Origin of the sequence: Actinomadura sp. NPDC047616 (assembly GCF_040642915.1) — a bacterium.
Lineage (GTDB): Bacteria > Actinomycetota > Actinomycetes > Streptosporangiales > Streptosporangiaceae > Spirillospora > Spirillospora miaoliensis.
This window is the reverse complement of the sequence record NZ_JBEYTB010000002.1, coordinates 301,780-326,426: the sequence shown is the minus strand read 5'-3', so window position 1 is coordinate 326,426 and position 24,647 is coordinate 301,780. Positions and strand designations below refer to the sequence as shown.

At 74.2% G+C, this 24,647-nt stretch carries 22 protein-coding genes and 1 pseudogene; 22 read left to right on the top strand and 1 reads right to left on the bottom strand.

Annotation, left to right across the window (positions count from 1 at the left end):
* The 16 genes and pseudogenes from ABZ801_RS05775 to ABZ801_RS05700 form a co-directional block, all read left to right on the top strand.
* Positions 1–1,285, top strand: a pseudogene (locus tag ABZ801_RS05775) (hypothetical protein); the annotation flags it as partial.
* A gap of 324 nt (positions 1,286–1,609) precedes the next feature.
* A complete protein-coding gene (locus ABZ801_RS05770; protein ID WP_360693364.1) occupies positions 1,610–3,292 on the top strand; it encodes a CTP synthase in 1,683 nt (560 codons plus the stop codon).
* Positions 3,289–3,960 (top strand): NUDIX hydrolase, encoded by a 672-nt coding sequence (locus ABZ801_RS05765; protein WP_360693361.1) that lies wholly within the window; start codon positions 3,289–3,291, stop codon positions 3,958–3,960. The genes ABZ801_RS05770 and ABZ801_RS05765 overlap by 4 nt, the downstream gene beginning before the upstream one ends.
* A 341-nt stretch (positions 3,961–4,301) precedes the next feature.
* Positions 4,302–5,222 carry a site-specific tyrosine recombinase XerD gene (gene xerD / locus ABZ801_RS05760; protein WP_360694142.1) on the top strand — a complete coding sequence of 307 codons (921 nt, stop codon included), beginning with the start codon at positions 4,302–4,304 and terminating at the stop codon, positions 5,220–5,222.
* A gap of 181 nt (positions 5,223–5,403) precedes the next feature.
* On the top strand, positions 5,404–6,282 hold the full coding sequence (locus tag ABZ801_RS05755; protein WP_344952132.1) for a ParA family protein: 879 nt from the start codon (positions 5,404–5,406) through the stop codon (positions 6,280–6,282).
* Positions 6,283–6,373: 91 nt separating this feature from the next.
* Positions 6,374–7,603, top strand: coding sequence for a sensor histidine kinase (locus ABZ801_RS05750; protein ID WP_360693358.1), 1,230 nt, complete (start codon positions 6,374–6,376; stop codon positions 7,601–7,603).
* Positions 7,604–7,607: 4 nt separating this feature from the next.
* A complete protein-coding gene (locus tag ABZ801_RS05745; protein ID WP_360693355.1) occupies positions 7,608–8,327 on the top strand; it encodes a response regulator transcription factor in 720 nt (239 codons plus the stop codon).
* Between the two features lie 141 nt (positions 8,328–8,468).
* Positions 8,469–10,592 carry an MMPL family transporter gene (locus ABZ801_RS05740; protein WP_360693352.1) on the top strand — a complete coding sequence of 708 codons (2,124 nt, stop codon included), beginning with the start codon at positions 8,469–8,471 and terminating at the stop codon, positions 10,590–10,592.
* Positions 10,593–10,708: 116 nt separating this feature from the next.
* Positions 10,709–11,551 carry a segregation/condensation protein A gene (locus ABZ801_RS05735; protein ID WP_344951937.1) on the top strand — a complete coding sequence of 281 codons (843 nt, stop codon included), beginning with the start codon at positions 10,709–10,711 and terminating at the stop codon, positions 11,549–11,551.
* Entirely contained in the window at positions 11,544–12,209 is a 666-nt protein-coding gene (scpB, locus tag ABZ801_RS05730) for an SMC-Scp complex subunit ScpB (protein WP_360693348.1), read from the top strand. The genes ABZ801_RS05735 and scpB overlap by 8 nt, the downstream gene beginning before the upstream one ends.
* Positions 12,206–12,937 (top strand): pseudouridine synthase, encoded by a 732-nt coding sequence (locus ABZ801_RS05725; protein WP_344951931.1) that lies wholly within the window; start codon positions 12,206–12,208, stop codon positions 12,935–12,937. Before scpB ends, ABZ801_RS05725 begins: the two co-directional genes overlap by 4 nt.
* 11 nt (positions 12,938–12,948) lie before the next feature.
* Positions 12,949–13,311 (top strand): chorismate mutase, encoded by a 363-nt coding sequence (gene aroH / locus ABZ801_RS05720; protein ID WP_360693344.1) that lies wholly within the window; start codon positions 12,949–12,951, stop codon positions 13,309–13,311.
* Between the two features lie 91 nt (positions 13,312–13,402).
* Positions 13,403–14,515 carry a prephenate dehydrogenase gene (locus ABZ801_RS05715; protein ID WP_360693342.1) on the top strand — a complete coding sequence of 371 codons (1,113 nt, stop codon included), beginning with the start codon at positions 13,403–13,405 and terminating at the stop codon, positions 14,513–14,515.
* Between the two features lie 174 nt (positions 14,516–14,689).
* On the top strand, positions 14,690–15,352 hold the full coding sequence (gene cmk / locus ABZ801_RS05710; protein ID WP_360693339.1) for a (d)CMP kinase: 663 nt from the start codon (positions 14,690–14,692) through the stop codon (positions 15,350–15,352).
* Between the two features lie 93 nt (positions 15,353–15,445).
* Positions 15,446–16,825: a ribosome biogenesis GTPase Der gene (gene der / locus ABZ801_RS05705; protein WP_360693336.1), complete on the top strand. Its 1,380-nt coding sequence runs from the start codon at positions 15,446–15,448 to the stop codon at positions 16,823–16,825.
* Positions 16,826–16,874: 49 nt separating this feature from the next.
* Positions 16,875–17,078 (top strand): hypothetical protein, encoded by a 204-nt coding sequence (locus tag ABZ801_RS05700; RefSeq protein ID WP_344951916.1) that lies wholly within the window; start codon positions 16,875–16,877, stop codon positions 17,076–17,078.
* Positions 17,079–17,193: 115 nt separating this feature from the next.
* Here the strand turns inward: ABZ801_RS05700 and ABZ801_RS05695 are convergent, their stop codons facing one another.
* Positions 17,194–17,994, bottom strand: coding sequence for a hypothetical protein (locus tag ABZ801_RS05695; RefSeq protein WP_360693332.1), 801 nt, complete (start codon positions 17,992–17,994; stop codon positions 17,194–17,196).
* A gap of 121 nt (positions 17,995–18,115) precedes the next feature.
* Between ABZ801_RS05695 and ABZ801_RS05690 the strand changes: the two genes are divergently transcribed.
* The 6 genes from ABZ801_RS05690 to ABZ801_RS05665 all read left to right on the top strand — a co-directional run bounded on the left by ABZ801_RS05690 (position 18,116) and on the right by ABZ801_RS05665 (position 24,575).
* Entirely contained in the window at positions 18,116–19,285 is a 1,170-nt protein-coding gene (locus ABZ801_RS05690) for a nucleoside 2-deoxyribosyltransferase domain-containing protein (protein WP_360693328.1), read from the top strand.
* Positions 19,286–19,379: 94 nt separating this feature from the next.
* On the top strand, positions 19,380–19,787 hold the full coding sequence (locus tag ABZ801_RS05685; protein ID WP_344951907.1) for a helix-turn-helix domain-containing protein: 408 nt from the start codon (positions 19,380–19,382) through the stop codon (positions 19,785–19,787).
* Positions 19,788–19,834: 47 nt separating this feature from the next.
* A complete protein-coding gene (modA, locus tag ABZ801_RS05680; RefSeq protein WP_360693325.1) occupies positions 19,835–20,626 on the top strand; it encodes a molybdate ABC transporter substrate-binding protein in 792 nt (263 codons plus the stop codon).
* Between the two features lie 74 nt (positions 20,627–20,700).
* A complete protein-coding gene (locus ABZ801_RS05675) occupies positions 20,701–21,459 on the top strand; it encodes an ABC transporter permease (protein WP_360694138.1) in 759 nt (252 codons plus the stop codon).
* The gene (locus tag ABZ801_RS05670) at positions 21,456–22,565 is read left to right on the top strand and encodes an ABC transporter ATP-binding protein (protein WP_360693322.1); all 1,110 of its coding nucleotides are present in this window, start codon (positions 21,456–21,458) and stop codon (positions 22,563–22,565) included. Before ABZ801_RS05675 ends, ABZ801_RS05670 begins: the two co-directional genes overlap by 4 nt.
* Before the next feature lie 177 nt (positions 22,566–22,742).
* Positions 22,743–24,575, top strand: coding sequence for a phosphoenolpyruvate carboxykinase (GTP) (locus ABZ801_RS05665; RefSeq protein WP_360693319.1), 1,833 nt, complete (start codon positions 22,743–22,745; stop codon positions 24,573–24,575).
* The last annotated feature ends 72 nt before the right edge of the window (positions 24,576–24,647 follow it).

The following is a 24,647-nucleotide window of genomic DNA, read 5'->3' as shown; positions in this document are numbered from 1 at the left end:
GGAGGCCGACCGGCGTGCGCTGGAGGCCGAGCGGCGGCTGGCCGAGGCGCAGAGCGAGGCGCAGTCCCAGATCGCGGCCATGCAGGCCGAGAAGGCCGCCATGCAGGCCGAGAAGGAGACCGCCCAGCGCGACGCGGCCGCCGCCTGGAACCAGGCCCAGCAGGGACGCGTCCAGGCCGACCAGGCACGCGGACAGGCCGAGCAGGCCCGCGCCCAGGCCGAGCAGGCGCGCGTGCAGGCCGAGCAGGCCCGCGCCCAGATGGAACAGGCCCGCGCGCAGATGGAGCAGGCCCAGGCGCAGGCCGAGCAGGCCGAGCGCAGGGTCGCCGAGGCCGAGGCCACCGTCCGGCAGGCCATGGCGCAGCGCGACGCGATGAGCGAGGCCCGCGACGACGCCCTGCGCGCCGTCGAGGACGCCGTCACCGCGCGGCGCGCCGCCGAGGCCGAGCGCGACCGGCTCGCCGAGCAGGCCGCCGAGCTGTCGCGGGCGCTGGAGAGCGCGCACGGCGAGCTGTCGGCGCTGCGCGCCAAGGCCGCCGACGCCGAGCTGACCGCCAAGAACCTGCAGCAGGTCGCCGCGGCGGCCGCCAAGGAGTCCGAGGACGCCCGGCGCCGCGCCGGGGAGGCCGAGCTGCGCGCGCAGGAGGCCGAACGGCGGGCCCAGGAGGCCGAGCGCCGCGCCACGGACGCCGACCGGCGGGCCGCCGAGGCCGACCGGCGGGTGGCCGACGCCGACCGGCTGGTGCAGAAGGCCGGCAAAGAGCGCGAGCAGGCCCTCGACACGGCCGCGCAGTCGCTGGAGGCCGCCAAGAAGGCCGAACGCGAGCGCGACGCCGCCGTCGCGGCCCGCGCCCAGCTGGAGCAGACCCGCGCTCAGCTCGAGCAGAGCCGCGCCCAGCTGGAGCAGGCGCGCGACGCGGCCGACCGGGCCCGGGAGGCGGCCGAACGGGCGCGCGACGCCGCGCTGCAGGCGCAGGCGCAGGCCGAGTCGGAGCTGACGCTGGCGCGCGGCCGGGCCGAGTCGGCCGAGCGCGAGCGTGACAAGGCCATGGCGGGCATGCGGCAGATGGCCGCCGAGCGCGACGCGGTCGCCGAGAAGCTCGGCGAGCGCGAGCAGTGGGTCGACCAGCTCGCGCAGGCGGTCACCGAGCAGCGCGCGGCCATCGCCGAGCTGTCGCAGGAGCGCGACAGCGCCCGCAACGCCGCCGACCAGGCCCGCTCGCTGATCGACGAGCTCACCCGGCAGCTGCGCACGATCATGCCGACCGCGGCCCCGCGGATCTGACCGCCGCGCCGCGAGCCCGGTCCGCGAGCCCGGTCCGCGAGCCCGCGCGCGGGCCCGCGGATCAGGGCCGCGGACGCCACGGCCGGATCCGAGCCGCGGATCCGGCCGCCGGATCGACGGCGGCGCCCCCGTCCCGAGGCCGGAAACGGCCATGGGCGGGGGCTTTCGCCTCCGACCGGGAGTCGGGGACGGGGCGGGGAACGCGTCCCGGACGGCGGTGGGCACTCGCGGCTGATATCCTGGTGGCCCGTGGACAGTGCGGTGGACACCTTGCGATGAACACGCGATGAACGCCGCCTCAGCAGCGACCACGGGAGCGCCTTCTTGCCATCGGCAGCCACTGGTAGATCACGTCCTACCAAGCATCTGTTCGTCACCGGCGGTGTCGCCTCCAGCCTCGGCAAGGGACTGACGGCGTCCAGCCTGGGGCGGCTTCTGGCCCTGCGGGGCCTGCGGGTCACCATGCAGAAGCTGGATCCGTACCTCAACGTCGACCCCGGCACCATGAACCCGTTCCAGCACGGCGAGGTCTTCGTGACCGACGACGGCGCCGAGACCGACCTGGACATCGGGCACTACGAACGTTTCCTCGACACCGAACTGCACGGTTCGGCCAACGTCACCACCGGCCAGGTCTACTCCAACGTGATCGCCAAGGAGCGGCGCGGCGAGTACCTCGGCGACACCGTGCAGGTGATCCCGCACATCACCAACGAGATCAAGGACCGCATCCGCGGCATGGCCGACGGCGACGTCGACATCGTCATCACCGAGGTCGGCGGCACGGTCGGCGACATCGAGTCGCTGCCGTTCCTGGAGTCGGTACGCCAGATCCGGCACGAGATCGGCCGGGAGAACTGCTTCTTCCTGCACGTGTCGCTGCTGCCGTACATCGGCCCGTCCGGGGAGCTGAAGACCAAGCCGACCCAGCACTCGGTGTCGGCGCTGCGCTCCATCGGCATCCAGCCCGACGCGATCGTGTGCCGCTCGGACCGGCCGATCACCGACGGGCTGCGCAACAAGATCAGCCTGATGTGCGACGTCGACCGCGAGGCCGTGGTGTCGGCGGTGGACGCCGCCAGCATCTACGACATCCCCAAGGTCCTGCACACCGAGGGCCTGGACGCCTACGTGGTGCGCCGCCTGGGGCTGCCGTTCCGCGACGTCGACTGGGGCGCCTGGGACGAACTGCTGCGCCGGGTGCACCGGCCCGCCCGCGAGGTCACGATCGCGCTGGTCGGCAAGTACATCGACCTGCCCGACGCGTACCTGTCGGTGACCGAGGCGCTGCGGCACGGCGGGTTCGGCAACGACGCGCGCGTCAACATCCGCTGGGTCAAGAGCGACGACTGCGAGACCCCCGAGGGCGCCCGCCGCGAGCTGGACGGCGTCGACGGCGTGCTGATCCCCGGCGGGTTCGGCGTGCGCGGCATCGAGGGCAAGATCGGCGCGGTGCGGCACGCCCGGGAGAACCGCATCCCGCTGCTGGGCATCTGCCTGGGCCTGCAGTGCATGGTGATCGAGGCGGCCCGGTCGCTGGGCGGGCTGGCCGACGCGGGCAGCGCCGAGTTCGACCCGGCCACCCCGCACCCGGTCGTGGCGACCATGGCCGACCAGGTCGACGTGGTCGCCGGCGAGCGCGACATGGGCGGCACGATGCGCCTCGGCCTGTACCCGGCCGACCTGGCCGAGGGCTCGATCGTGCGCGAGCTGTACGGGGAGGCCAAGGCGTCCGAGCGGCACCGGCACCGCTACGAGGTCAACAACGCCTACCGCGACCGGCTGGAGCAGGCCGGGCTGAGCTTCTCCGGTCTGTCGCCGGACGGCCGCCTGGTGGAGTACGTGGAGCTGCCGCGCGAGGCGCACCCGTTCTTCGTCGGCACGCAGGCGCACCCGGAGTTCCGGTCCCGCCCGACCCGTCCGCACCCGCTGTTCACCGGCCTGATCTCCGCGGCGCTGGACTACGCCGCCGTGCGGGGCCGCGCCGACGCGGTGACCGCCCCGTGACCGGCGGCCCCGTGACCGGCGGCTCCGGTGCCGGCGGGCTCGGCCCGGACGACGTGCGCGACCGGCCCGAGCGGTGGGAGGTCGTCGGCAGCGGCGAGGAGTTCCGCGGGCACGTGTTCCGCGTGCGCCGCGACCGCGTCCGCATGCCCAACGGCGACCGCATGGAGGTCGCCCAGCGGGACGTCATCGAGCATCCCGGCTCGGTCGGCATCATCGCGCTCGACGACGCCGACCGGGTGCTGCTGCTGCGCCAGTACCGGCACCCGGTGGGCCGGCTGCTGTGGGAGGCGCCCGCCGGGCTGCGCGACGTGCCCGGAGAGCCGCTGCACAAGCTGGCCGAACGCGAGCTGCTGGAGGAGGCCGGGTACCGCGCCGACCGCTGGGACACCCTGGCCGACGTGCTGCCGTCCTCGGGCATGTCCGACGAGCGGGTCCGCATCTTCCTGGCCCGCGACCTCACCGAGGTGCCCGCCGAGGAGATCGGCTTCGAGCGGGTGCACGAGGAGGCCGACATGCCGGTGGTGTGGGTGCCGCTGGACGAGGCGGTCCGCAAGGTGCTCGCCGGGGAGATCCACAACATGATCGCCTCGCTGGGCGTGCTGGCCGTGCAGGCGGCGCGGGCGCGCGGCTTCCGCGACCTGCGTCCCGTGGACGCCCCCGAGGACTGACCGCGGCGCGGCCCCGGGCGGGCGCGACATGCGGGCCGGGCGGCGTGTCGATCGGGTCTCGCGGCGCCGTCGAAGGCGGCATGATGGGCAGGTCCCTGTCGGTCACCCCGCCCGGAAGAGGTGCCGCACTGTCACCGAGCACGCCCGGCCGGAACGCCGCGCCCCCTGGAGCCGGACAGGACGACGCACGGCACGACGCACATCAGGCCGGGCAGCACGCCGGGCAGCAGGCCGGGCAGCGCGCCGGGCAGCAGGCCGGGCAGCGCGCCGGGCAGGGGGACGCCGACGACCTCGACGGCGCCCCCGGTCCCGGCGGCGGCCCGGACGGCGGCGCGTCCGCGCTGCGCTCGGCCGTGCTCACCTACCTGGGGCACCTGGCCGTCGAACGGGGCCTGGCCGCCAACACCCTCAGCTCCTACCGCCGTGACCTGCGCCGCTACCTGGCGGTGCTGACCGCGCGCGGCCGCACCGCCATCGACCAGGTCGGCGAGGACGACGTGCGGGCGTTCCTGGTCGGGCTGCGCGAGGGCGACGCCGACCATCCGCCGCTGTCGGCCGGGTCGGCGGCCCGCGCGGTGGTGGCCGTGCGCGGGCTGCACCGCTTCGCGCTGCGCGAGGGACTGGCCCCCGGCGACCCGGCCCGTGACGTCCGCCCGCCCACGCCGCCGCGGCGGCTGCCCAAGGCCATCTCCATCGACGACGTCGAACGGCTGCTGGCCGCGGCGGCGGGCCCGGGCGGCGACGCCACCGCGCGCGGACTGCGCGACCGGGCCCTGCTGGAACTGCTGTACGGGTCGGGCGTGCGCATCTCCGAGGCCGTCGGCCTGGACGTCGACGACCTGGACCTGGACGAGGGGTTCGCCCGCGTGCGCGGCAAGGGCGGCAAGACCCGCGTGGTGCCGATGGGCGACTACGCGCGCCGCGCCGTCGAGGCGTACCTGGTGCGGGCCCGTCCCGAGCTGAGCGCGGCGGGACGCGGCGGCCCCGCGCTGTTCCTGAACGCGCGCGGCGGGCGCCTGTCGCGGCAGGGCGCCTGGATGGTGCTGCGCGCCGCCGCCGAACGCGCCGACCTGAAGAACGTCTCTCCGCACACACTGCGGCACTCGTTCGCCACGCACCTGCTGGACGGGGGCGCGGACGTGCGGGTCGTGCAGGAGCTGCTGGGCCACGCGTCGGTGACCACCACGCAGGTCTACACGCTGGTCACCGTGCAGATGCTGCGCGAGGTGTACGCCACGTCCCATCCCCGCGCCCGCGGCTGAGGCCGGCGGATGAACGGGACGTATCAGGGCCAGACAAAACACGCCCATCGGCGCGCGTCGGCTTGAGAGGCGCCGTGTCAAGCCCTAGAGTCCCGGATCTGGATGGCATTTTCCGGGCCACCCGGGGAGGGATCTGGTGACCAGCACACAGGCTGCGGGGGGAGTCCTGTCCTCCGCCACCATTGAGACCGATCCGAGTCTTGCCCTCGGACCGACGCAGCGTCCGGTGCCCAACTTCCCCGAGCCCGAACCGCTGGACGAGCACGGACCGGCCCGCGTGGTGTCGATCTGCAACCAGAAGGGCGGGGTCGGCAAGACCACCACCACCATCAACCTGGGCGCCGCGCTGGCCGAGTACGGCCGCCGCGTGCTGCTGGTGGACTTCGACCCGCAGGGCGCGCTGTCGGTCGGGCTCGGCAAGGGCGACCCGCGCCAGCTCGACATCACCATCCACAACCTGCTGCTCGAGCACGACACCGAGTGGGAGGACGTCGTCATCGACACCGGTGTCGACGGCATGGACCTGCTGCCCAGCAACATCGACCTGTCCGGCGCCGAGGTGCAGCTGGTGCACGAGGTGGGCCGCGAGTACATCCTGGCGGGCGCGCTGAAGTCGGCGGTGCCGCACTACGACTACATCCTCATCGACTGCCAGCCGTCGCTGGGCCTGCTCACCGTCAACGCGCTGGCCGCCAGCCAGGGCGTGCTGATCCCGCTGGAGTGCGAGTACTTCGCGATGCGGGGCGTGGCGCTGCTCATGGAGACCATCGACAAGGTCCAGTCGCGCATCAACCCCGACCTGCAGATCGACGGGGTGCTCGGCACCATGTACGACTCGCGCACCCTGCACACCCGCGAGGTGCTCGGCCGCATCGTCGAGGCGTTCGGCGACAAGGTGTTCCACACCGTCATCAACCGCACGGTGCGGTTCCCCGACGCCACCGTCGCGGGCGAGCCCATCACGTTCTTCGACCCCAGCTCGATGGGCGCCAACGCCTACCGCAGCCTGGCCCGCGAGGTGCTGCAGCGCTGGGCCGCGGCCGAGGCCGCCGCCAAGTGACGCCCCGTCCTCACTCTCAGGAGTGAGGACGCGTCCGTTCCGCGCGGCGATACTTGGGGGCGGCCACCCCTCCCCGCAGCGAGGAGACGACGTGGCGACCCTCATCGCCCGTACGCGGCGTCTCGCCGAACGCGCCCGCGCCCTGCCGCCGAGCGCGGTCGACGCGGTCATCGCCGCGGTGTGCGGCGCCTACGTGACCGTGCACGCCGCGGTCGACGGCTGCCTGACCTGGTGGGTGGCGCTGCTCGCCACGGCCGGGTCGGTGCCGCTGCTGTGGCGGCGACGGCACCCGTTCTGGATCACCGGGGTCGTCGGTGCCGGCACCCTGACGATGGACCTGACCGACTCCTTCACCGATCTGCCCGCGGCGCAGCTGGTGGCCACCTACACCTTCGCCGCGCTGTGCCCGCCGGTGCGGCGGCTGGTCGCGGGGGCGGTCAGCGCCGCCGCCATCACGGTGTCGGTGCTGCTCGGCGCCGGTCAGAGCCTCGGCCCGGGCGGCATCGGGGGCAAGCTGGTCGTGGCGGCCGCGCCGTTCCTCGTGGCGTACGCGATGGGCACCTCCGCCCGCGCGCGCCGCGACCGCATCGCGATGCTGGAGGAACGCGCGCGCCGCCTCGCCGAGGAGCAGGACGCCGCCGCCACCCGCGAACGCCAGCGGATCGCCCGCGAGATGCACGACATCCTCGCCCATTCGATGAGCATGGTCGCCATCCAGGCCGAGGCGGGGCCGGTGGCGGTGCGCAACGACCCGGCCCGGGCCGAGGAGATGTTCGACACCATCGCCGGCACGGCGCGCGAGGCGCTGGCGCAGCTGCGCCGCACGCTCGGCGTGCTGCGCGCCGACGAGCCGTCCCGCCAGCCCCAGCCCGGCCTGGACGCCCTGCCGACGCTGGTGGCGGGGGTGCGGCGCGCCGGCCTGGACGTCACGCTGGAGGAGGACGGCCGGGCGCGGCGCGTCCCGCCCGACCTGGCCGCGACCGCGTACCGCGTCGTCCAGGAGTCGCTGACCAACACCGTCAAGCACGCCGGGGCGGGCAGCGCTCGCGTACGGCTGCGGTGGGACGGCGGGGCGCTGCGCCTGGAGGTGCACGACGACGGCTCCGGCCCGAACGGCCCGAACGGCGCGAACGGCCAGAACAGCGCGAACGGTGCGACCGGCCCGAACGGCGCGGGCGGTGCCGACGGCGCGCACGCCGGTGGCGGGCACGGCCTGACCGGGATGCGGGAACGGGTCGCCGCCGCGGGCGGCGAGCTGAGTTACGGGCCGGGTCCGGACGGCCGGGGCTTCCGCGTGGCGGCCGTTCTGCCCCTAGAGTGAGGACGTGCCCGCCGACGCACCGATCCGCGTGCTCATCGCCGACGACCAGGCGCTGGTGCGCGACGGTTTCGCGATGATCCTGTCCGACGAGCCGGACCTGGCGGTCGTCGGGGAGGCCGCCGACGGCGCCGAGGCGATCGGCAAGGCGCGCGAGCTGCGTCCCGACGTGGTGCTGATGGACGTGCGCATGCCGCACGTCGACGGCATCGCGGCGACCGCCGCGATCTGCCGCGACACCGACGCCCGGGTGCTGGTGCTGACGACGTTCGACCTGGACGAGTACGTCTACCAGGCGCTGCGCGCCGGGGCGAGCGGGTTCCTGCTGAAGGACATGCGGCGCCGCGAACTGGTGGACGCGGTGCGCGTGGTGGCCGGCGGCGAGGCGCTGCTCGCGCCGTCGGTGACGCGGCGGCTGATCGCCGACGTGGTCGGGCGGTCCGGCACTCCCGCCGCGGGCGCCGCCGGCTCGTCCGCCCCGGGCGCGGAGGACCCCCGGCTGGCGACGCTGACCGCCCGCGAGACCGACACGCTGCGGCACGTCGCGCGCGGCATGTCCAACGCCGAGATCGCCCGCGCCATGTTCGTCACCGAGCACACCGTCAAGACGCACGTCAGCAGCCTGCTGAGCAAGCTGCACCTGCGCGACCGGGTGCAGGCGGTCGTGCTGGCCTACGAGACCGGCCTGGTGCGGCCGGGGGAGACGGCGCCGCCCGCGCACGCCTGACCCCTCCTGAGAGGGAGCCGCGCCCGCCGCGCACCGCTCCGAAGAGGGGCCGCGATTCCGCTCTCGGCGGCGATCCGTTCGACGGCGTTCCGGACGAGCCTTTGAGACGGCATTTCCGGTCGGAGGCCGTTGGAGGCCGTCATGCTTCGCAGGATCTCTGGTTTCTCCGCGCGACGCCCGTGGCTGGTCGTCGTGCTGTGGCTCGCCGTCGTCGGCGCGGGCTTCGGTGTCGGCGGCAGGGTGTTCGGCGCCCTGGTGGGCGACGTCGGCAGCGTTCCCGGCAGCGAGTCGGGTCGCGCCGCGCGGTGGCTCGACGACAACGCCCCGCGTCCCGAACGGATCACCGCCATCGTGGCGGGACGTCCGGTGAGCGACCCCGCGCTGCGGCGCGAGGTGGACGCGGCGATCGGCGCCGTGCGGGCCGTGCCCGGCGTCGTGGAGGTGAGCGGGCCGCTGCCGTCCCGGACCACCGGGCGGGCGCTGCTGGTGGAGGTCGCGCTCACCCCGGGTGACGAAGCGGAGAAGGCCGCCGAGGCCGCCGCCGACCGCCTGCGCGACGTGGACGGCGCGACCGTGACGGTCGCCGGGGGACCGCTGTCGGGGGCGGAGTTCAACGGGCAGGCGCAGCGGGACGTGGCCCGCGCCGAGATGCTGAGCATGCCGGTGGTGCTGGTGCTGCTGCTGGTGGTGTTCGGCGGGCTGCTGGCGGCCGGGCTGCCGCTGCTCGTCGCGATGATCGGCACGGGGGCGACGTTCGGGATCCTGTACGCCTTCAGCGCCCTCACCGACATCTCGGTCTACGCCATCCAGGTCACCACGATGCTCGCGGTCGGGCTGGCCGTCGACTACGCGCTGCTGATGGTCAACCGGTTCCGGGAGGAGCGCGGCGCCGACCCGGACGTGGCGGCAGACGTGGCGGCGGCCGTGGCGCGCACCGCCGCCACCGCGGGCCGCACCGTGATGTTCTCCGGGCTGACCGTCGCGGTCGCCCTCCTCGGACTGGTGATCTTCCCCGACCCGTTCCTGCGGTCGATGGGCCTGGCCGGCACCGCCGTCGTCCTGGTCGACATGCTCGCCGCGCTGACGCTGCTGCCCGCGCTGCTCGCCCGGTTCGGCCACCGCATCGCCCCGGCCGGGACACGAGGGCGCGGCGGTGCCTTCGCCCGGGTGGCCCGCGCCGTGCAGCGCCGCCCGCTGCTGACGCTGGCGGCCACCGCCGCCGCCCTGGCCACCCTCGCGGCGCCCGTCCTGGGCCTGCACATCTCCCTGGGCGACGCGCGGATGCTGCCCGACTCCACCGACACCCGCCGGCTGTGGACGGAGCTGAACACCCACTTCCCCGAGCGGGCCCGCTGGACGGGCGACATCCAGGTGGTCGCCGACGCCCCTCCCGGCGACCCCCGCGTGGCGACCCTGCGGCAGACGATCGCCGCCATGCCCGGCATCGCCGAGGTCGGCACCGACCGGCTCGGATCCACGAGGACCCTGCTGTTCGCCACCCCGCGCGGCGAGGCCGACGACCCGGCCGTGCGCGACGCCGTCCACGCCGTCCGCGACCTGCGCACGCCGTTCCCCGTCCAGGTCACCGGCGACACCGCCCAGCTGATCGACTACCGGGCGATGCTGGCCGACCGGTTGCCGTGGGCGGCCGCGGCGGTCGCGCTCGGCACGCTGCTGCTGCTGTTCGCGTTCACCGGGTCGGTGCTGCTGCCGGTCAAGGCGGTGCTGACGAACCTGCTCAGCATCGGCTCCGCCCTCGGCGTCGTCGTGTGGGTCTTCCAGGACGGGCACCTGGCCGGGCCGCTGGGCACCGAGGGCATGGGGTACGTGCACCTGACCGTCCCGGTGCTGATCGGCGCGATCGCGTTCGGGCTGTCGGTGGACTACGAGGTGTTCCTGCTGTCGCGGATCCGCGAGCGGTGGCTCGCCGGGGACGCCCCGCGGGTCGCGGTCGCCGAGGGCCTGCGCCGCACCGGCGGCATCATCACCGCCGCCGCCCTGATGATCGCGGTGGTGTTCGCCGGCTTCGCGCTCGGCGGCTTCGCGCCCGTCAAGGCGATCGGGCTGGGCCTGGTGACGGCGATCGTGCTGGACGCGACGGTGGTGCGGATGCTGCTCGTCCCGGCGACCATGACGCTGCTGGGACGCCGCAGCTGGTGGCTGCCCGGCCCGCTGGAGCGCCTGCACGCCCGCCTGGCGCTGTCCGAGGCCGAGCCGCCGTCCCCCGGGGCCGCCCGGCCGGCGGGCCGCACCCTCGTCCACTGATCCACTCCAGGGGGCGGGCCGCATCCCACCGGGGCGCGGCCCGCCCCTCCGCCTGCGCAGACGCTCGCCGCGGCCGGTGGACGCGGCCGCGGCCGGACTCCGCTACCGTGAGCGAGGTGGACCAGACGTCGCAGGAGCCGCAGGCCGAGGAGGGCCGTGGCTTCCGCGTCCAGCTGGACAACTTCGAGGGCCCGTTCGACCTGCTGCTCGGCCTGATCTCCAAGCACAAGCTGGACATCACCGAGGTGTCGCTGGCCAAGGTCACCGACGACTTCATCGCCCACATCCGCTCGCACGGCAAGGACTGGGACCTGGACCAGGCCAGCCACTTCCTGCTGGTCGCCGCCACCCTGCTGGACCTCAAGGCGGCGCGGCTGCTGCCGTCGGGCGAGGTCGACGACGAGGAGGACCTGGCCCTGCTGGAGGCCCGCGACCTGCTGTTCGCGCGGCTGCTGCAGTACCGGGCCTTCAAGGAGGTCGCGCGGTTCCTGGCGGGCCGGATGGCCGAGCAGGGACGGCGGTTCCCGCGCATGGTGCCGATGGAGCCCCGCTTCGCCGGCCTGCTGCCCGAGGTGCTCCTCGGGCTCGGGCCCGCCGAGTTCGCCCGCCTGGCCGCCAAGGCCCTCACCCCCAAGGCGCCCCCGACCGTCTCGGTCGAGCACATCTACCAGCCCAAGGCCAGCGTCCGCGAGCAGGCCGCGATCGTGGTGGAACGGCTGCGCGAGCTGCGCGCCACCACCTTCCGCGTGCTCACCGAGGACTGCGCGGGCACCTTCGAGATCGTCGCGCGGTTCCTGGCGCTGCTGGAGCTGTACCGCGAGAAGGCGGTCGCGTTCGAGCAGGCCGAGCCGCTGGGCGAGCTGCACATCACCTGGACCGGCACCGACGACGGCGACGTCGTCGTCGGCGACGACTACGAAGGCTCCCGAGAGCCGGAGAAAGACAAGACCGATGACTGAACCACCCCGCGAGGACGCCCCCGAGGGCGTCCCCGCCGAGCCTGCCCCGCCGCCCCCGCCGGCCGGGGACGCGCCGCCCCCGGACGCGGGCCCCGCCCCGTCCGAGCAGGACGAGGGGCCGGGGCTGCGGGCCTCGATCGAGGCGATCCTGCTGGTGGTGGACGAGCCGGTGAGCGAGGTCACACTCGCGCAACTGCTGGAGCGTCCGCGCCAGGAGATCGCCGCCACGCTGCGGGAACTGGCCGCGGAATACACCGCCCAGGGCCGCGGGTTCGACCTTCGGGAGGTGGCGGGCGGCTGGCGTTTCTACACTCGGGACGTGTGCGCCCCGGTGGTCGAGCGCTTCGTCACCGACGGTCAGCAGGCCCGCCTCACCCAGGCGGCGCTGGAGACCCTCGCCGTGGTGGCCTACCGCCAGCCGGTGAGCCGGGCCCGGGTCTCGGCGATCCGCGGCGTCAACAGCGACGGGGTGATCCGGACGCTGATGCTGCGGGGGCTGATCGAGGACGCGGGCCAGGACCCCGAGTCGCAGGCGCACCTGTACCGCACCACGGGGTACTTCCTGGAGCGGCTGGGGTTGCGCAGTTTGGACGAGCTGCCCGACCTCGCCCCCTACCTGCCCGAAGACCTGCCAGACGACACAGTTGAGGGAAAGTGACCGACAACCAGGGCGTACGGTTGCAGAAGGTGCTCGCCGACGCCGGCATCGGCAGCCGCCGCCACTGCGAGGAGCTGATCGGCGAGGGCCGCGTCAGCGTCAACGGCGAGAAGGTGTTCCGCTTCGGCGAGCGCGTGGACCCCCAGCGCGACGTCATCCACGTCGACGGCCGCCGCGTGGAGACCCGCGCCGAGATGCGCTACTACGCCGTCAACAAGCCGCGCGGCGTCGTCAGCACCATGTCCGACGAGCGGGGCCGCAGGTCGCTGGCCGACTTCGTGGAGGTGCCCGAGCGGCTGTTCCACGTCGGCCGCCTGGACACCGACACCGAGGGCCTGATCCTGCTCACCAACGACGGGGAGCTGGCGCACCGCCTCATGCACCCCAGCTACGGCGTGCAGAAGACCTACCTGGCCGAGATCCACGGGCCCATCCCGCGGGACCTGGGGCGGCGGCTCAAGGCCGGCGTCACGCTGGACGACGGTCCCGCCAAGGCGGACCGGTTCCGGGTGTTCGACCAGGTCGGCAAGCGGGTGCTGGTGGAGATCACCCTGCACGAGGGCCGCAAGCACATCGTGCGGCGGATGCTCAAGCACGTCGGGTTCCCCGTGCAGCAGCTGGCCCGCGTCGAGTTCGGGCCGGTCAAACTCGGCCAGCTGCGACCCGGCACCGTCCGGGCGCTGACGGTCAGGGAGATCGGCGAGCTGTACAAGGCCGTGGGCCTGTAGGAGGTGTGAACGTGGCGGTACGCGCGATCCGTGGGGCGACGCAGGTGGACGCCGACGACCGGGACCAGATCCTGGCGGCCACCACCGAACTGGTGACCGAGGTGATGACGCGCAACGCGCTGACCACCGACGACGTCATCAGCGTGATCTTCACCGCGACGCCCGACCTGGCCGCCGAGTTTCCGGCGCTGGCGGCGCGCAAGCTGGGCTTCCACGAGGTCCCGCTGCTGTGCGCCAGCGAGATCGGCGTGCCGCACGCGCTGCCGCGGGTCATCCGGCTGATGGCGCATGTGGAGACCGACCGTCCCCGCTCGGAGGTCCAGCACGTCTATCTGCGCGGCGCGATCGCGCTGCGGCTCGACATCGCGCAGTGAACCCGGCGCGGTGAAAGGCGCGGTGAACCCGGCGCGGTGAGCGGTTCGCGGCGCGGCACGGGCGGGCATCCGGGGCCGCTACCCTTGTCGGGTGGCTGAAGAGGGCTTTCCACGGCGGATCGTGGTGATCGGGGCGGGGCTGATCGGCACCTCGATCGCCCTGGCCATGCGCGAGCGCGGCGCCGAGGTGCAACTGACCGACCGCGACGCCGCCGCGCTGGCGATGGCCGTCGAGCTGGGCGCGGGCACGGCCCTGCCGGACGGCGACGCCCCCGCCGATCCCACCGCGGGGCCCGCCGACCTGGCGGTGCTGGCCGTCCCGCCCGCCGCCGTGGCCGTCACCCTGCTGGACGCGCAGAAGCGCGGGCTGGCCAAGGTCTACACCGACGTGGCCAGCGTCAAGGCGCTGCCGCTGCGGCAGGCGCGCGACCTGGGCTGCGACCTGGGCACGTTCGTGCCGGGCCATCCGCTGGCCGGGCGCGAGCGCTCCGGCCCGGCGGCGGCCCGCGCCGACCTGTTCCTCGGCCGCTCGTGGGCGCTGTGCCCGCCCGCCGAGTCGGAGCCGGAGGCCGTCGAAACGGTGGTCGCGCTGGCCCGGGCGTGCGGCGCCGAGCCCGTCACCGTCGACGCCGAGGAGCACGACCGCGCCGTCGCGCTGGTCTCGCACGCCCCGCACGTGGTGTCGGCCGCGGTCGCCGCCCGGCTGACCGGCGCCGACGACATGGCGCTCGGCCTGGCCGGGCAGGGCCTGCGGGACGTGACCCGCATCGCCGCCGGCGACCCGCGGCTGTGGATCGGCATCCTGGCCGGCAACGCCGCCCCCGTCGCCGACGTGCTGGAGGCCGTGGCCACCGACCTGGCCGTGGCGGCCTCGCTGCTGCGCGACGGCAGCGAGGAGGCCGCCACCCACGTCGCCGACCTGCTGCTGCGCGGCAACGCGGGCCGCTCGCGCATCCCCGGCAAGCACGGCGGCGACCCGTCCGCCTACGCCGCGGTGCAGGTGGTCATCCCCGACCGCCCCGGCGAGCTGGCCATGATCTTCCAGGCGGCGGGCGTGGCCGGGGTCAACATCGAGGACGTCACGATCGAGCACTCCCCGGGCCGCCCGCTGGGCGTGCTGGAGATCTCGGTCAAGCCCGAGGCCGCGCAGCGGCTGGCCGAGGAGCTGCGCTCGCGCGGCTGGTCGGTCCCCGGCCTGGCATAACGGTCCATAACGGGCCATAACGGCTCGCAACGGCCCGGAGCGGGCCCGACGGGGCCGCGCGCACGGGTACGCTGGCGCGACGGGGGAACGGCCGTCGGCACCCCCCGGGGCCGTCCGCGCGCCCGCCGCGGGAGACTCGCGGGCAAGCCGCCGCATCACGGAAAGGGAGCGATCGTGCCGCTCGTCATCGCCATGGACGGCCCCTCCGGGTCGGGCAAGTCCAGCGCCTCCAAGGGCGTGGCCCGCGCGCTGGGGCTGCGCTACCTCGACACCGGCGCCATGTACCGCGCCATGACCTGGTGGATGCTGCGGGCGGGCGTGCCGGTCGAGGACGCCGAGGCGGTCGCGGCCCGCGCCGGGGAGCCGGTGATCGAGTCCGGCACCGACCCCGACGCGCCCACCATCGCGGTGGACGGCACGGACGTGTCCGCCGCCATCCGCACCCGCGAGGTGACCAACGCGGTCAGCGCGGTCAGCGCCGTGCCGCGGGTGCGCGAGCGGCTGGTGGCGCTCCAGCGCGAGATCATCGGCGCGGGCGGCATCGTCGTGGAGGGCCGCGACATCGGCACCGTCGTGGCGCCCGACGCGCCCGTCAAGATCTTCCTGACGGCCAGCGAGGAGGCCCGCGCGGCCCGGCGCGCCAGGGACCTGGCCGCCGACCCCGGCGCCACGGTGACGGTGACGCGCGCCGAGCAGGCCCGCCGCGACCGGCTCGACTCCACCCGGGCGGCCTCGCCGCTGGCCAGGGCCGAGGACGCGCACGAGATCGACTCGACCGAGCTGACTTTGGACGAGGTGATCGAGACGGTCGTGCGGCTGGCGAAGGACGCGTCCTAGCCGGGCACGGCCGGGCTAGGACGGTCCGCGGAACGGACGGACGAGGAGGGCAGCCGGCGCCGCGCGTGGCGCCTCGAAGGCGAGCGGGGAACAGTGAGCGAATACGAGATCGAGACGGTGGACGGCCCGGCGGCCGCGGACGAGGCGGCGCCGGCTCCGGTCGTGGCCGTGGTGGGCCGTCCCAACGTCGGCAAGTCGACCCTGGTCAACCGGATCCTGGGCCGCCGTGAGGCGGTCGTGGAGGACGTGCCGGGCGTGACCCGCGACCGCGTCGCCTACGAGGCCAACTGGAGCGGCCGCCGCTTCACCGTCGTCGACACCGGCGGCTGGCTGCCGGACGCCTCCGGCCTGGCCGCCGCGATCGCCGAGCAGGCGCGGCTGGCGGTCGACCTGGCCGACGTGGTGATGTTCGTGGTGGACGCGACGGTGGGCGCCACCGACGTCGACGAGGCCGTGGTGGAGATCCTGCGCCGGTCCGGCAAGCCGGTGGTGCTGGTCGCCAACAAGGTGGACGACGTGGCGACCGAGGCCGACGCGGCCATGCTGTGGTCGCTGGGCATCGGCGAGCCGCACCCGGTCAGCGCCCTGCACGGCCGCGGCAGCGGCGACCTGCTGGACGCGGTGCTGGACGCGCTGCCCGCCGAGCCGCCGCCCGAGACGTTCGCCGAGGCCGGGGGGCCGCGCCGGGTGGCACTGCTGGGCCGTCCCAACGTCGGCAAGTCCAGCCTGCTCAACCAGCTGGCGGGGGAGAAGCGCGCGGTGGTCGACTCGGTCGCCGGCACGACCCGCGACCCGGTGGACGAGCTGATCGAGCTGGGCGGCCGCGAGTGGCGGTTCATCGACACCGCGGGCATCCGGCGGCGCCACCGGGAGAACCAGGGCGCCGACTTCTACGCCACGCTGCGCACCCAGTCGGCGCTGGAGCGGGCCGAGGTGGCGGTGGTGCTGATCGACGCGTCGGAGTCGCTGGCCGAGCAGGACCTGCGGATCGTGTCGATGGTGATCGAGTCCGGCCGGGCGCTGGTGATCGCCTACAACAAGTGGGACCTGCTGGACGAGGAGCGCCGCCACTACCTCGAACGCGAGATCGACCGGCAGCTGCACAACGCCCGGTGGGCGCCGCGCGTCAACATCTCCGCCCGCACCGGACGGCACGTGGACAAGCTGGTGCCCGCCCTGGACACGGCGCTGGACGGCTGGGGCACCCGCGTGCCCACGTCCAAGCTCAACCAGTTCTTCGCCGACCTGGTGGCCGCGCACCCGCACCCGATCCGGGGCGGCAAGCAGCCCCGGGTGCTGTTCGCCACCCAGGCGGGCGTGCGGCCGCCCCGGTTCGTGCTGTTCACCACCGGCTTCCTGGAGGAGGGCTACCGGCGGTTCATCGAACGGCGCCTGCGCGAGGAGTTCGGCTTCGCCGGCACGCCCATCGACATCACGATGCGCATTCGGGAGAAGCGCGGCAAGCGCAAGTGAGGGACATGTTCTCGTTGACGCGGCAACGAGAACATGTTCTAGTTTGCGGGTGAGGTTCCTGCTGTTGCTCGGGTGCGCGGCGGCCTGTGTGGCGCTCAGCTTCGCCTGGCGCGAGCCGTGGATCGGCGCCGTCGGCCTCCTGGTCGCCTTCGTGGCGATGTTCACCGACCGCGACGACGTACCGGTGGACGACGACAGGCGCGCCTACGAGCCCACCAAGACCGTCCGCAACATGCGCGCCCGCGACCGCTGACGACGCGGCCGCCGGACACGCCCCGGACATGGCGCCGCTCCGTGCGGGGGGCGCGGATGTCCCGCACGGAGCGGTTGCTCATGCCCGGCGCGCGACGCGCGTCGCGGCCGCCAGGTCAGGGATGGTGCTGGTCGCGGCGTTCACCGGCGACCCGCTCGTCGTGCTGTTCGGCGGGCACCGGGCCCGCCCATCCCGCTCCGGGCGCGGGCGCCTGCTGTCCCGTGGTTTCGTGGGCGGGCGGAGGGGCGCCGGGGGGCGGCGACGAGGGTTCGCCCCGCGGCGGGGATTCGGTGCCGGGCGCGGGCCCGTAGCCTGACCCCCGGCCGTAACGTCCGTGCGTCGGGGCGATCGGCTGAGTGGGGCCGGCCTGGCCTGCGCCGGGCCGTGCCGCGCCGGGCCGTGCCGCGGCGTCGCGTGCGGCGGCCTCGCGGGCGGCCGCCGTCTCCGCGGCACGCCGGGCCTCCCGCACGCCGACCACGGCGAAGCGGCCCAGGGCGAACGCGGCGAGGAACACGATCACCACGCCGAGGCCGCTGAACCCGGCGATCTGCTCGGTCACGCGCTTGGCGGTGCTCGGTCCGAGGGGGGCGCCGGCAGTGCCGAGGCCCCAGAGCATCCCGAGCGTGTGGCCCACGACGAACCAGGCGCCGGCGAGGGCGGCCAGCCAGGCCCCGAACATCGCGACCGCGCGGTTCGCGCTGACGAGCAGGATCAGCCCGCCGATGACCGTGGCGATCCCGGGAAGTATGCTCAGCTGCAGCCGTGCGGCGGTGTACACCCAGGGCTCGTCGGGTGCGAAGCCGAAGTGGGCGTAGGGGCCGATGAACGGCAGCAGGGCGCCCCACAGCCCCAGCAGCACGAGAAGGATCCCGCTGAGGAGGCCCCGGGTGCGCGGAGCCCGCATGGTCCCAGTCATGATCTCCTCCTGACCGGGCGAACGTGATGTGTTTGTTGGAGCCCCTTTACCCGTAAGGTTCGGGTCCAAGCACGTCATTTGGTATCCAACCCGGTCATACAACCCGGCCATCAAGGACGGCATGCGAGGAGGAAAGACGATCGTGGGCAGTGAGGTCGTCGTCGTGCACGCCCGTGAGGAACCGCCGGACGCCTGGAGCGCGGCGGTGTTCCTGGCCGGCCCCACCCCCCGGACCCCCGACGTCCCGTCCTGGCGGCCCGAGGCGGTCGGCGAGCTGCGCGCACGCTGGCGCCACCCCGGGCGGCTGGTGGTGTTCGTGCCCGAGCACCGGCATGACCGCTACGAGGACTACACCGACCAGGTCGAGTGGGAGGAGCGCTGCCTGCACCTGTCCGACGAGGTGCTGTTCTACGTGCCGCGCGACCTGAAGACGATGCCCGCGTTCACCACCAACGTCGAGTGGGGGATGTGGCACGACAGCGGCCGGGTCGTGTTCGGCGCGCCCCCGGACGCGCCCAAGAACTCCTACCTGCGGCACTACGCGGACAAGTACGGCGTGCCCACGGCCGGCGACCTGCCCGGCACGGTGGCGGCGGCGCTGGAGCGGATCGGCGCGGGCGCGCCCCGTTCGGGCGGCGAGTGCGCCGTCCCCCTGCTGGTGTGGCGCACCGAGCCGTTTCAGCGCTGGTACGGCGCGCAGCGCGCGGCGGGCAACACCCTGCGCGGCGCGCGCGTGGTGTGGCGGCACGGCGACCACTGGGCCCTGCGCGTCCGGATGCACGTGGCCGCCGAAGACCGGATCAAGGACAACGAGATCGTCCTGTCCCGGCCGGACGTCGGCGTGGTCGCGCTGTACCGGCGCGGGGCGACGCTCGACGACACGACCGTGGTGCTGGTGCGGGAGTTCCGCGGCCCCGCCGCGACGCCCGACGGGTTCGTCCACGAGCTGCCCGGCGGTTCGGCGCGCGGGCCCCGGGCGGCCGACCCGCGGGCCACGGCGGCGGCCGAGCTGGCCGAGGAGACCGGCCTGGTCCTGGACGCCGCGCGGCTGCGCCCGCACGGCGAACGGCAGCTCACCGCCACCCTGTCGGCGCACCGCGCCCACCTGTTCTCCGCCGAGATCACCGAGCCGGAGCTGGCGCGGCTGCGCGCGGCGGCCGGGCCGCACGGCGTGGCCGCCGACGGCGAGCGCACCCATATCGAGATCACCACGTTCGGGGCGCTGCTCCGGGACGGGTCGGCCGACTGGTCCACCCTCGGCATGCTCACCCAGGCGCTCGTCGACGACTAGCCGCATCTGCGAGAGCTCTCGGGCGGCACGCCCTGCATCTGCGGTGAGTTCCGCCATGTTTCCTTCGTATCTGCCGAGGTCTACGCTTGGCCTCGTGACGACGTTCCGGATCAGTGAGGCGGCCGCGCTGCTGGGGGTCAGTGCGGACACCGTCCGCCGCTGGGTGGACGGCGGGCGGCTGCCCGCCGTCCGCGACGAGCACGGGCACCGGCGCGTCCCCGGCGCCGAGCTGGCCGCGTTCGTCCGCGACCAGGGGCGGCGCGGGGGCGACGGCGAGCCGGGGGAGCGGTTCTCCTCCGCGCGCAACCGGATGCGCGGCATCGTCACCGACGTGCGCCGGGACGGGGTGATGGCCCAGGTGGAGATCCAGGCCGGCCCGTTCCGCGTGGTGTCGCTGATGAGCCGGGAGGCGGCCGACGAGCTGGCCCTGGAGGTCGGCGTGCTCGCCGAGGCCGTCGTGAAGTCCACCAACGTCGTCGTCGAACTGCCCGACCTCGGCTGAGCCCGCCCGGACGGACTCGGCGAACGCGAGAGGACCGCAGAACCGTGGTGAAGCGCGTACCGATCCCGGCCGTGGCGCCGGCCCTGCTGGCCGCCGCCGCACTGGCCCTGTCCGGCTGCGGCGACGTCGACGACGGCGGCGCCTCCGCGGGCGCCGGGAAGGACGGGAGGACCCTCACGGTGTTCGCCGCGGCGTCCCTGACCGAGACGTTCACCGCGCTGGGCGAGACGTTCGAGGGCTCGCACCCGGGCGTGAAGGTGCGGTTCAACTTCGGCGGCAGCTCCACCCTCGCGCAGCAGATCGTGCAGGGCGCCCCGGCGGACGTGTTCGCCGCCGCCAGCCCCGCCACGATGAAGACCGTCACCGACAAGGGCGCCGCGTCCGGGCGGCCGGCGGTCTTCGCGAGGAACCGGCTGGTCATCGCCGTTCCCAAGAACGAGGCGGGCAAGGTCAGGGCGCTGCCGGACCTGGCCGCGCGCGGGCTGAAGGTCGTGCTGTGCGCCGAGCAGGTGCCCTGCGGCGCCGCCGCCGGCCAGGCGTTGCGGGCGGGCGGCGTGAAGGTCACGCCGGTGTCGCGCGAGCAGGACGTCAAGGCCGTGCTCACCAAGGTCCGGATGGGCGAGGCCGATGCCGGGCTGGTCTACCGCACCGACGTGCGGGCCGCGTCCGGGCAGGTGACGGGCGTGGAGTTCCCCGAGTCGGCCAAGGCGGTCAACGACTACCCGATCGCGCCGCTGGCCGAGGCTCCGCAGCCCGCCCTGGCCAGGGAGTTCGTCGGGCTGGTGCTGTCGCAGCAGGGCCGCACGGCGCTGACCCGGGCGGGATTCGAGGCGCCGTGACCCGGGCGCCCGGCACCGTCCGCCCGCCCGCCGCCGGGGCGGCGCGCGAACGCGGGTTGGGGCGTCCGCCGTGGATGCTGGTGCTGCCCGCGCTGGCCGGCCTGGCGTTCCTGGTGCTGCCGCTGGTCGGGCTGCTGGTGCGCGCGCCGTGGTCGACGCTGGGCACCCGCCTGGCCGAGCCGCAGGTGCTGGAGGCGCTGCGGCTGTCGCTGCTCACCGCGACCGTCGCCACCGGCGTGTGCCTGGTGCTGGGCGTGCCGCTGGCGTGGCTGCTGGCGCGGGTGCCGTTCCCCGGCGCCCGGCTCGTGCGGGCCCTGGTGACCGTCCCGCTCGTGCTGCCGCCCGTGGTCGGCGGCGTGGCGCTGCTGCTGGTGCTGGGCCGCCGTGGGCTGGTCGGGCAGTGGCTGGACGAGGCGTTCGGCATCACGCTGCCGTTCACCACCGCCGGCGTGGTGCTCGCCGAGACGTTCGTGGCGATGCCGTTCCTGGTGATCAGCGTGGAGGGCGCGCTGCGCGCCGCCGACCTGCGCTACGAGGAGGCGGCGGCCACGCTGGGCGCCACCCGCTGGACGACGTTCCGCCGGGTGACGCTGCCGCTGGTCGCCCCGGGCGTGCTGGCGGGCGCCATCCTGTGCTGGGCGCGGGCGCTGGGCGAGTTCGGCGCGACGATCACGTTCGCGGGCAACTTCCCCGGCCGCACCCAGACGATGCCGCTGGCCGTCTACCTGGCCCTGGAGACCGACCCGCAGGCGGCGATCGTGCTGAGCCTGGTGCTGCTGGCGGTGTCGGTGCTCGTCCTGGCCGCCCTGCGCGACCGGTGGGTGAACGCATGAGCCGTCCTGGCGCACCGGTGACGGGAGACCGGCGGGAGTGGGCCGCCGGCCGCAGCGGGCTCGACGCGCGGCTGCTGGTACGGCGCGGCGGCTTCGAACTGGACCTGGAACTGACGGCCGGTCCCGGCGAGGTGGTCGCCCTGCTGGGGCCCAACGGGGCGGGCAAGAGCACGGCGCTGCGCGCGCTGGCCGGGCTCGTCCCCATGGCCGACGGGCACATCCGCGTGGACGGCAGGGAACTGCGCCCGCTGCCCCCCGAGCGGCGCGGTATCGGCATGGTGTTCCAGGACTACCTGCTGTTCCCGCATCTGAGCGCCTTGGAGAATGTCGCGTTCGGGCTGCGCTGCCAGGGCGTGCGCAAGCGTGAGGCGCGCCGCGTCGCCGCCGGGTGGCTGGAGCAGGTCGGCCTGGCCGAGTACGCCTCGGTGCGGCCGCGTGCGCTGTCGGGTGGTCAGGCCCAGCGCGTCGCGCTGGCGCGGGCCCTGGCCGTGGGGCCGCGCCTGCTGCTGCTGGACGAGCCGTTGTCGGCGCTGGACGCGCACACCCGGCTGGAGATCCGGTCCGCGCTGCGGCGCCGCCTGGAAGGATTCGAGGGCGCCGCCGTGCTGGTGACGCACGACCCGCTGGACGCCATGGTGCTGGCCGACCGGCTGGTGGTGCTGGAGGACGGGCGGCCGGTGCAGCAGGGACGCCCCGCCGACGTGGCCCGGCATCCCCGCACCGAGTACGTGGCGCGCCTGGTGGGGCTCAACCTCTACCGGGGCCGTGCCGAGGGCTCCTCGGTGCGGATCGGGGGCGGGGACGAGGGAGGTGGCATGGTGGTGGACACGGTTGACCATCTGCAGGGAGAGGTTTTCCTGGCTTTTGAGCCAGCCGCGGTCGCGTTGTACCGGTCCCGTCCCGAAGGCAGCCCCCGCAACGTCTGGCGGGCGCGGGTGGCGGCGGTGGAGCGGCAGGGCGACCGCGTGCGCGTCCGCCTCGACGGGCCGCCGCTCGCCGCGGCCGCCGATGTGACGCCGGCCGCCGTCGCCGAACTCGAATTGACCCCGGGCAGCCCGGTTTGGGCGGCCTTGAAGGCCACCGAAACAAGGGTTTACCCGGCTTGAACCTTCTCATGCAACGGCGCGATGGAAGCGCTTTCCGAACGCCTCGGCCGGTGATATCAGTCACAAATGGGTAGGTCTGCTCCCAATGACCCGCTACAAGTGGTCCAGACCAAATGGAAAAAACGAGCGGGTTTGTTCATGATGCAGAGATCCTGCGAACTGCTGAAGGAGTAGCCCGTGTCCCACCAGGTCACCGCGTCCTCGGCCACCGGCCCGGACCAGGCCCCGACCAGTCACCTCGAGCTGATTGACTGGGTGCGCGGGATCGCCGAGCTCACCCGTCCCGATCGGATCGAATGGTGCGACGGCTCGGACGCGGAATGGGAGCGCCTGACCGACCTTCTCGTCGAGCAGGGAACCTTCAAACGGCTCAATCCCGCCAAGCGTCCCAACAGCTTCTACGCCGCCTCCGATCCCAGTGACGTGGCCCGCGTCGAGGACCGCACCTTCATCTGCTCCGAAAAGGAGGAGGACGCCGGTCCCACCAACAACTGGATCGCCCCGGACGAGATGCGCGCCACCTTCCGGGAGCTGTTCGACGGCTGCATGCGCGGGCGCACCATGTACGTGGTGCCGTTCTGCATGGGTCCGCTGGGCGGCAAGATCTCCCAGCTCGGGGTGGAGATCACCGACTCGCCGTACGTCGCCGTGTCGATGCGGATCATGACGCGGATGGGCACCGACGCGTTGCGGCTGATCGAGGAGCGCGGCTCGTTCGTCCGGTGCGTCCACTCGGTGGGCGCGCCGCTGGAGCCCGGCCAGCAGGACGTGCCGTGGCCGTGCAACAGCACCAAGTACATCTCGCACTTCCCCGAGACCCGGGAGATCTGGTCCTATGGGTCCGGCTACGGCGGCAACGCGCTGCTGGGCAAGAAGTGCTACGCGCTGCGCATCGCCTCCACCATGGCCCGTGACGAGGGCTGGCTGGCCGAGCACATGCTCATCCTCAAGCTGACCCCGCCGGACGGCGAGACCCGCTATGTCGCCGCCGCGTTCCCGTCCGCCTGCGGCAAGACCAACCTGGCCATGCTCCAGCCCACGATCCCGGGCTGGAAGGTCGAGACGATCGGCGACGACATCGCCTGGATGCGCTTCGGCGAGGACGGCCGGCTGTACGCGATCAACCCCGAGGCCGGGTTCTTCGGCGTCGCCCCCGGCACCGGCGAGGGCACCAACGCCAACGCCGTCAAGACGCTGTGGGGCAACAGCATCTTCACCAACGTCGCGCTCACCGACGACGGCGACGTGTGGTGGGAGGGCCTGACCGAGGAGCCGCCCGCGCATCTGACCGACTGGAAGGGCAACGACTGGACGCCCGAGTCCGGCACCCCGGCGGCGCACCCGAACGCCCGCTTCACCACCCCGGCCGGGCAGTGCCCGATCATCGCGCCCGAGTGGCAGGACCCCAAGGGCGTGCCGATCTCGGCGATCCTGTTCGGCGGCCGCCGCGCCAGCGCGGTTCCGCTGGTCACCGAGTCGTTCGACTGGCAGCACGGGGTGTTCCTGGGCGCCAACGTGGCCTCGGAGAAGACCGCCGCGGCCGAGGGCACCGTCGGCGAGCTGCGCCGCGACCCGTTCGCCATGCTGCCGTTCTGCGGCTACAACATGGGCGACTACTTCGGCCACTGGCTGAAGATCGGCCGCTCCACCGAGGCCGAGAAGCTGCCGCGCATCTACTACGTCAACTGGTTCCGCAAGGACGCCGACGGCAGGTTCATCTGGCCGGGCTTCGGCGAGAACAGCCGGGTGCTCAAGTGGATCGTCGAGCGGCTCAACGGGCGGGCCGACGCGGTCAAGTCCCCGATCGGCCACCTGCCCACCCGCGAGTCGCTGGACACCGAGGGCCTGGACCTGGACGAGGCCGCCCTGGACACGCTGCTGAGCGTCGACCCCGAGGTGTGGAAGCAGGAGGCCGCGCTGGTCCCCGCGTTCTTCGAGACCTTCGGCGACCACCTGCCCAAGGAACTGTGGGACGAGTACCGCGCCCTGCTGCACCGCCTCGGCGAGTGACGCCCGCGGGCGGTCGCGGCGGGGCGTAGGGAGCCCCGGGAACGCGGCGGGCCCGCCGGGCGCAGGCCGCGA

What these genes read in the sequence shown, in the direction of transcription:
- ABZ801_RS05740 (WP_360693352.1), top strand. Translation starts at nt 8,469, where the DNA reads ATGCTTCGCAGGATCTCTGGTTTCTCCGCGCGACGCCCGTGGCTGGTC.
- scpB (WP_360693348.1), top strand. Translation starts at nt 11,544, where the DNA reads ATGACTGAACCACCCCGCGAGGACGCCCCCGAGGGCGTCCCCGCCGAG.
- ABZ801_RS05695 (WP_360693332.1), bottom strand. Translation starts at nt 17,994, where the DNA reads ATGACTGGGACCATGCGGGCTCCGCGCACCCGGGGCCTCCTCAGCGGG.
- ABZ801_RS05690 (WP_360693328.1), top strand. Translation starts at nt 18,116, where the DNA reads ATGCGAGGAGGAAAGACGATCGTGGGCAGTGAGGTCGTCGTCGTGCAC.
- ABZ801_RS05675 (WP_360694138.1), top strand. Translation starts at nt 20,701, where the DNA reads ATGCTGGTGCTGCCCGCGCTGGCCGGCCTGGCGTTCCTGGTGCTGCCG.
- ABZ801_RS05670 (WP_360693322.1), top strand. Translation starts at nt 21,456, where the DNA reads ATGAGCCGTCCTGGCGCACCGGTGACGGGAGACCGGCGGGAGTGGGCC.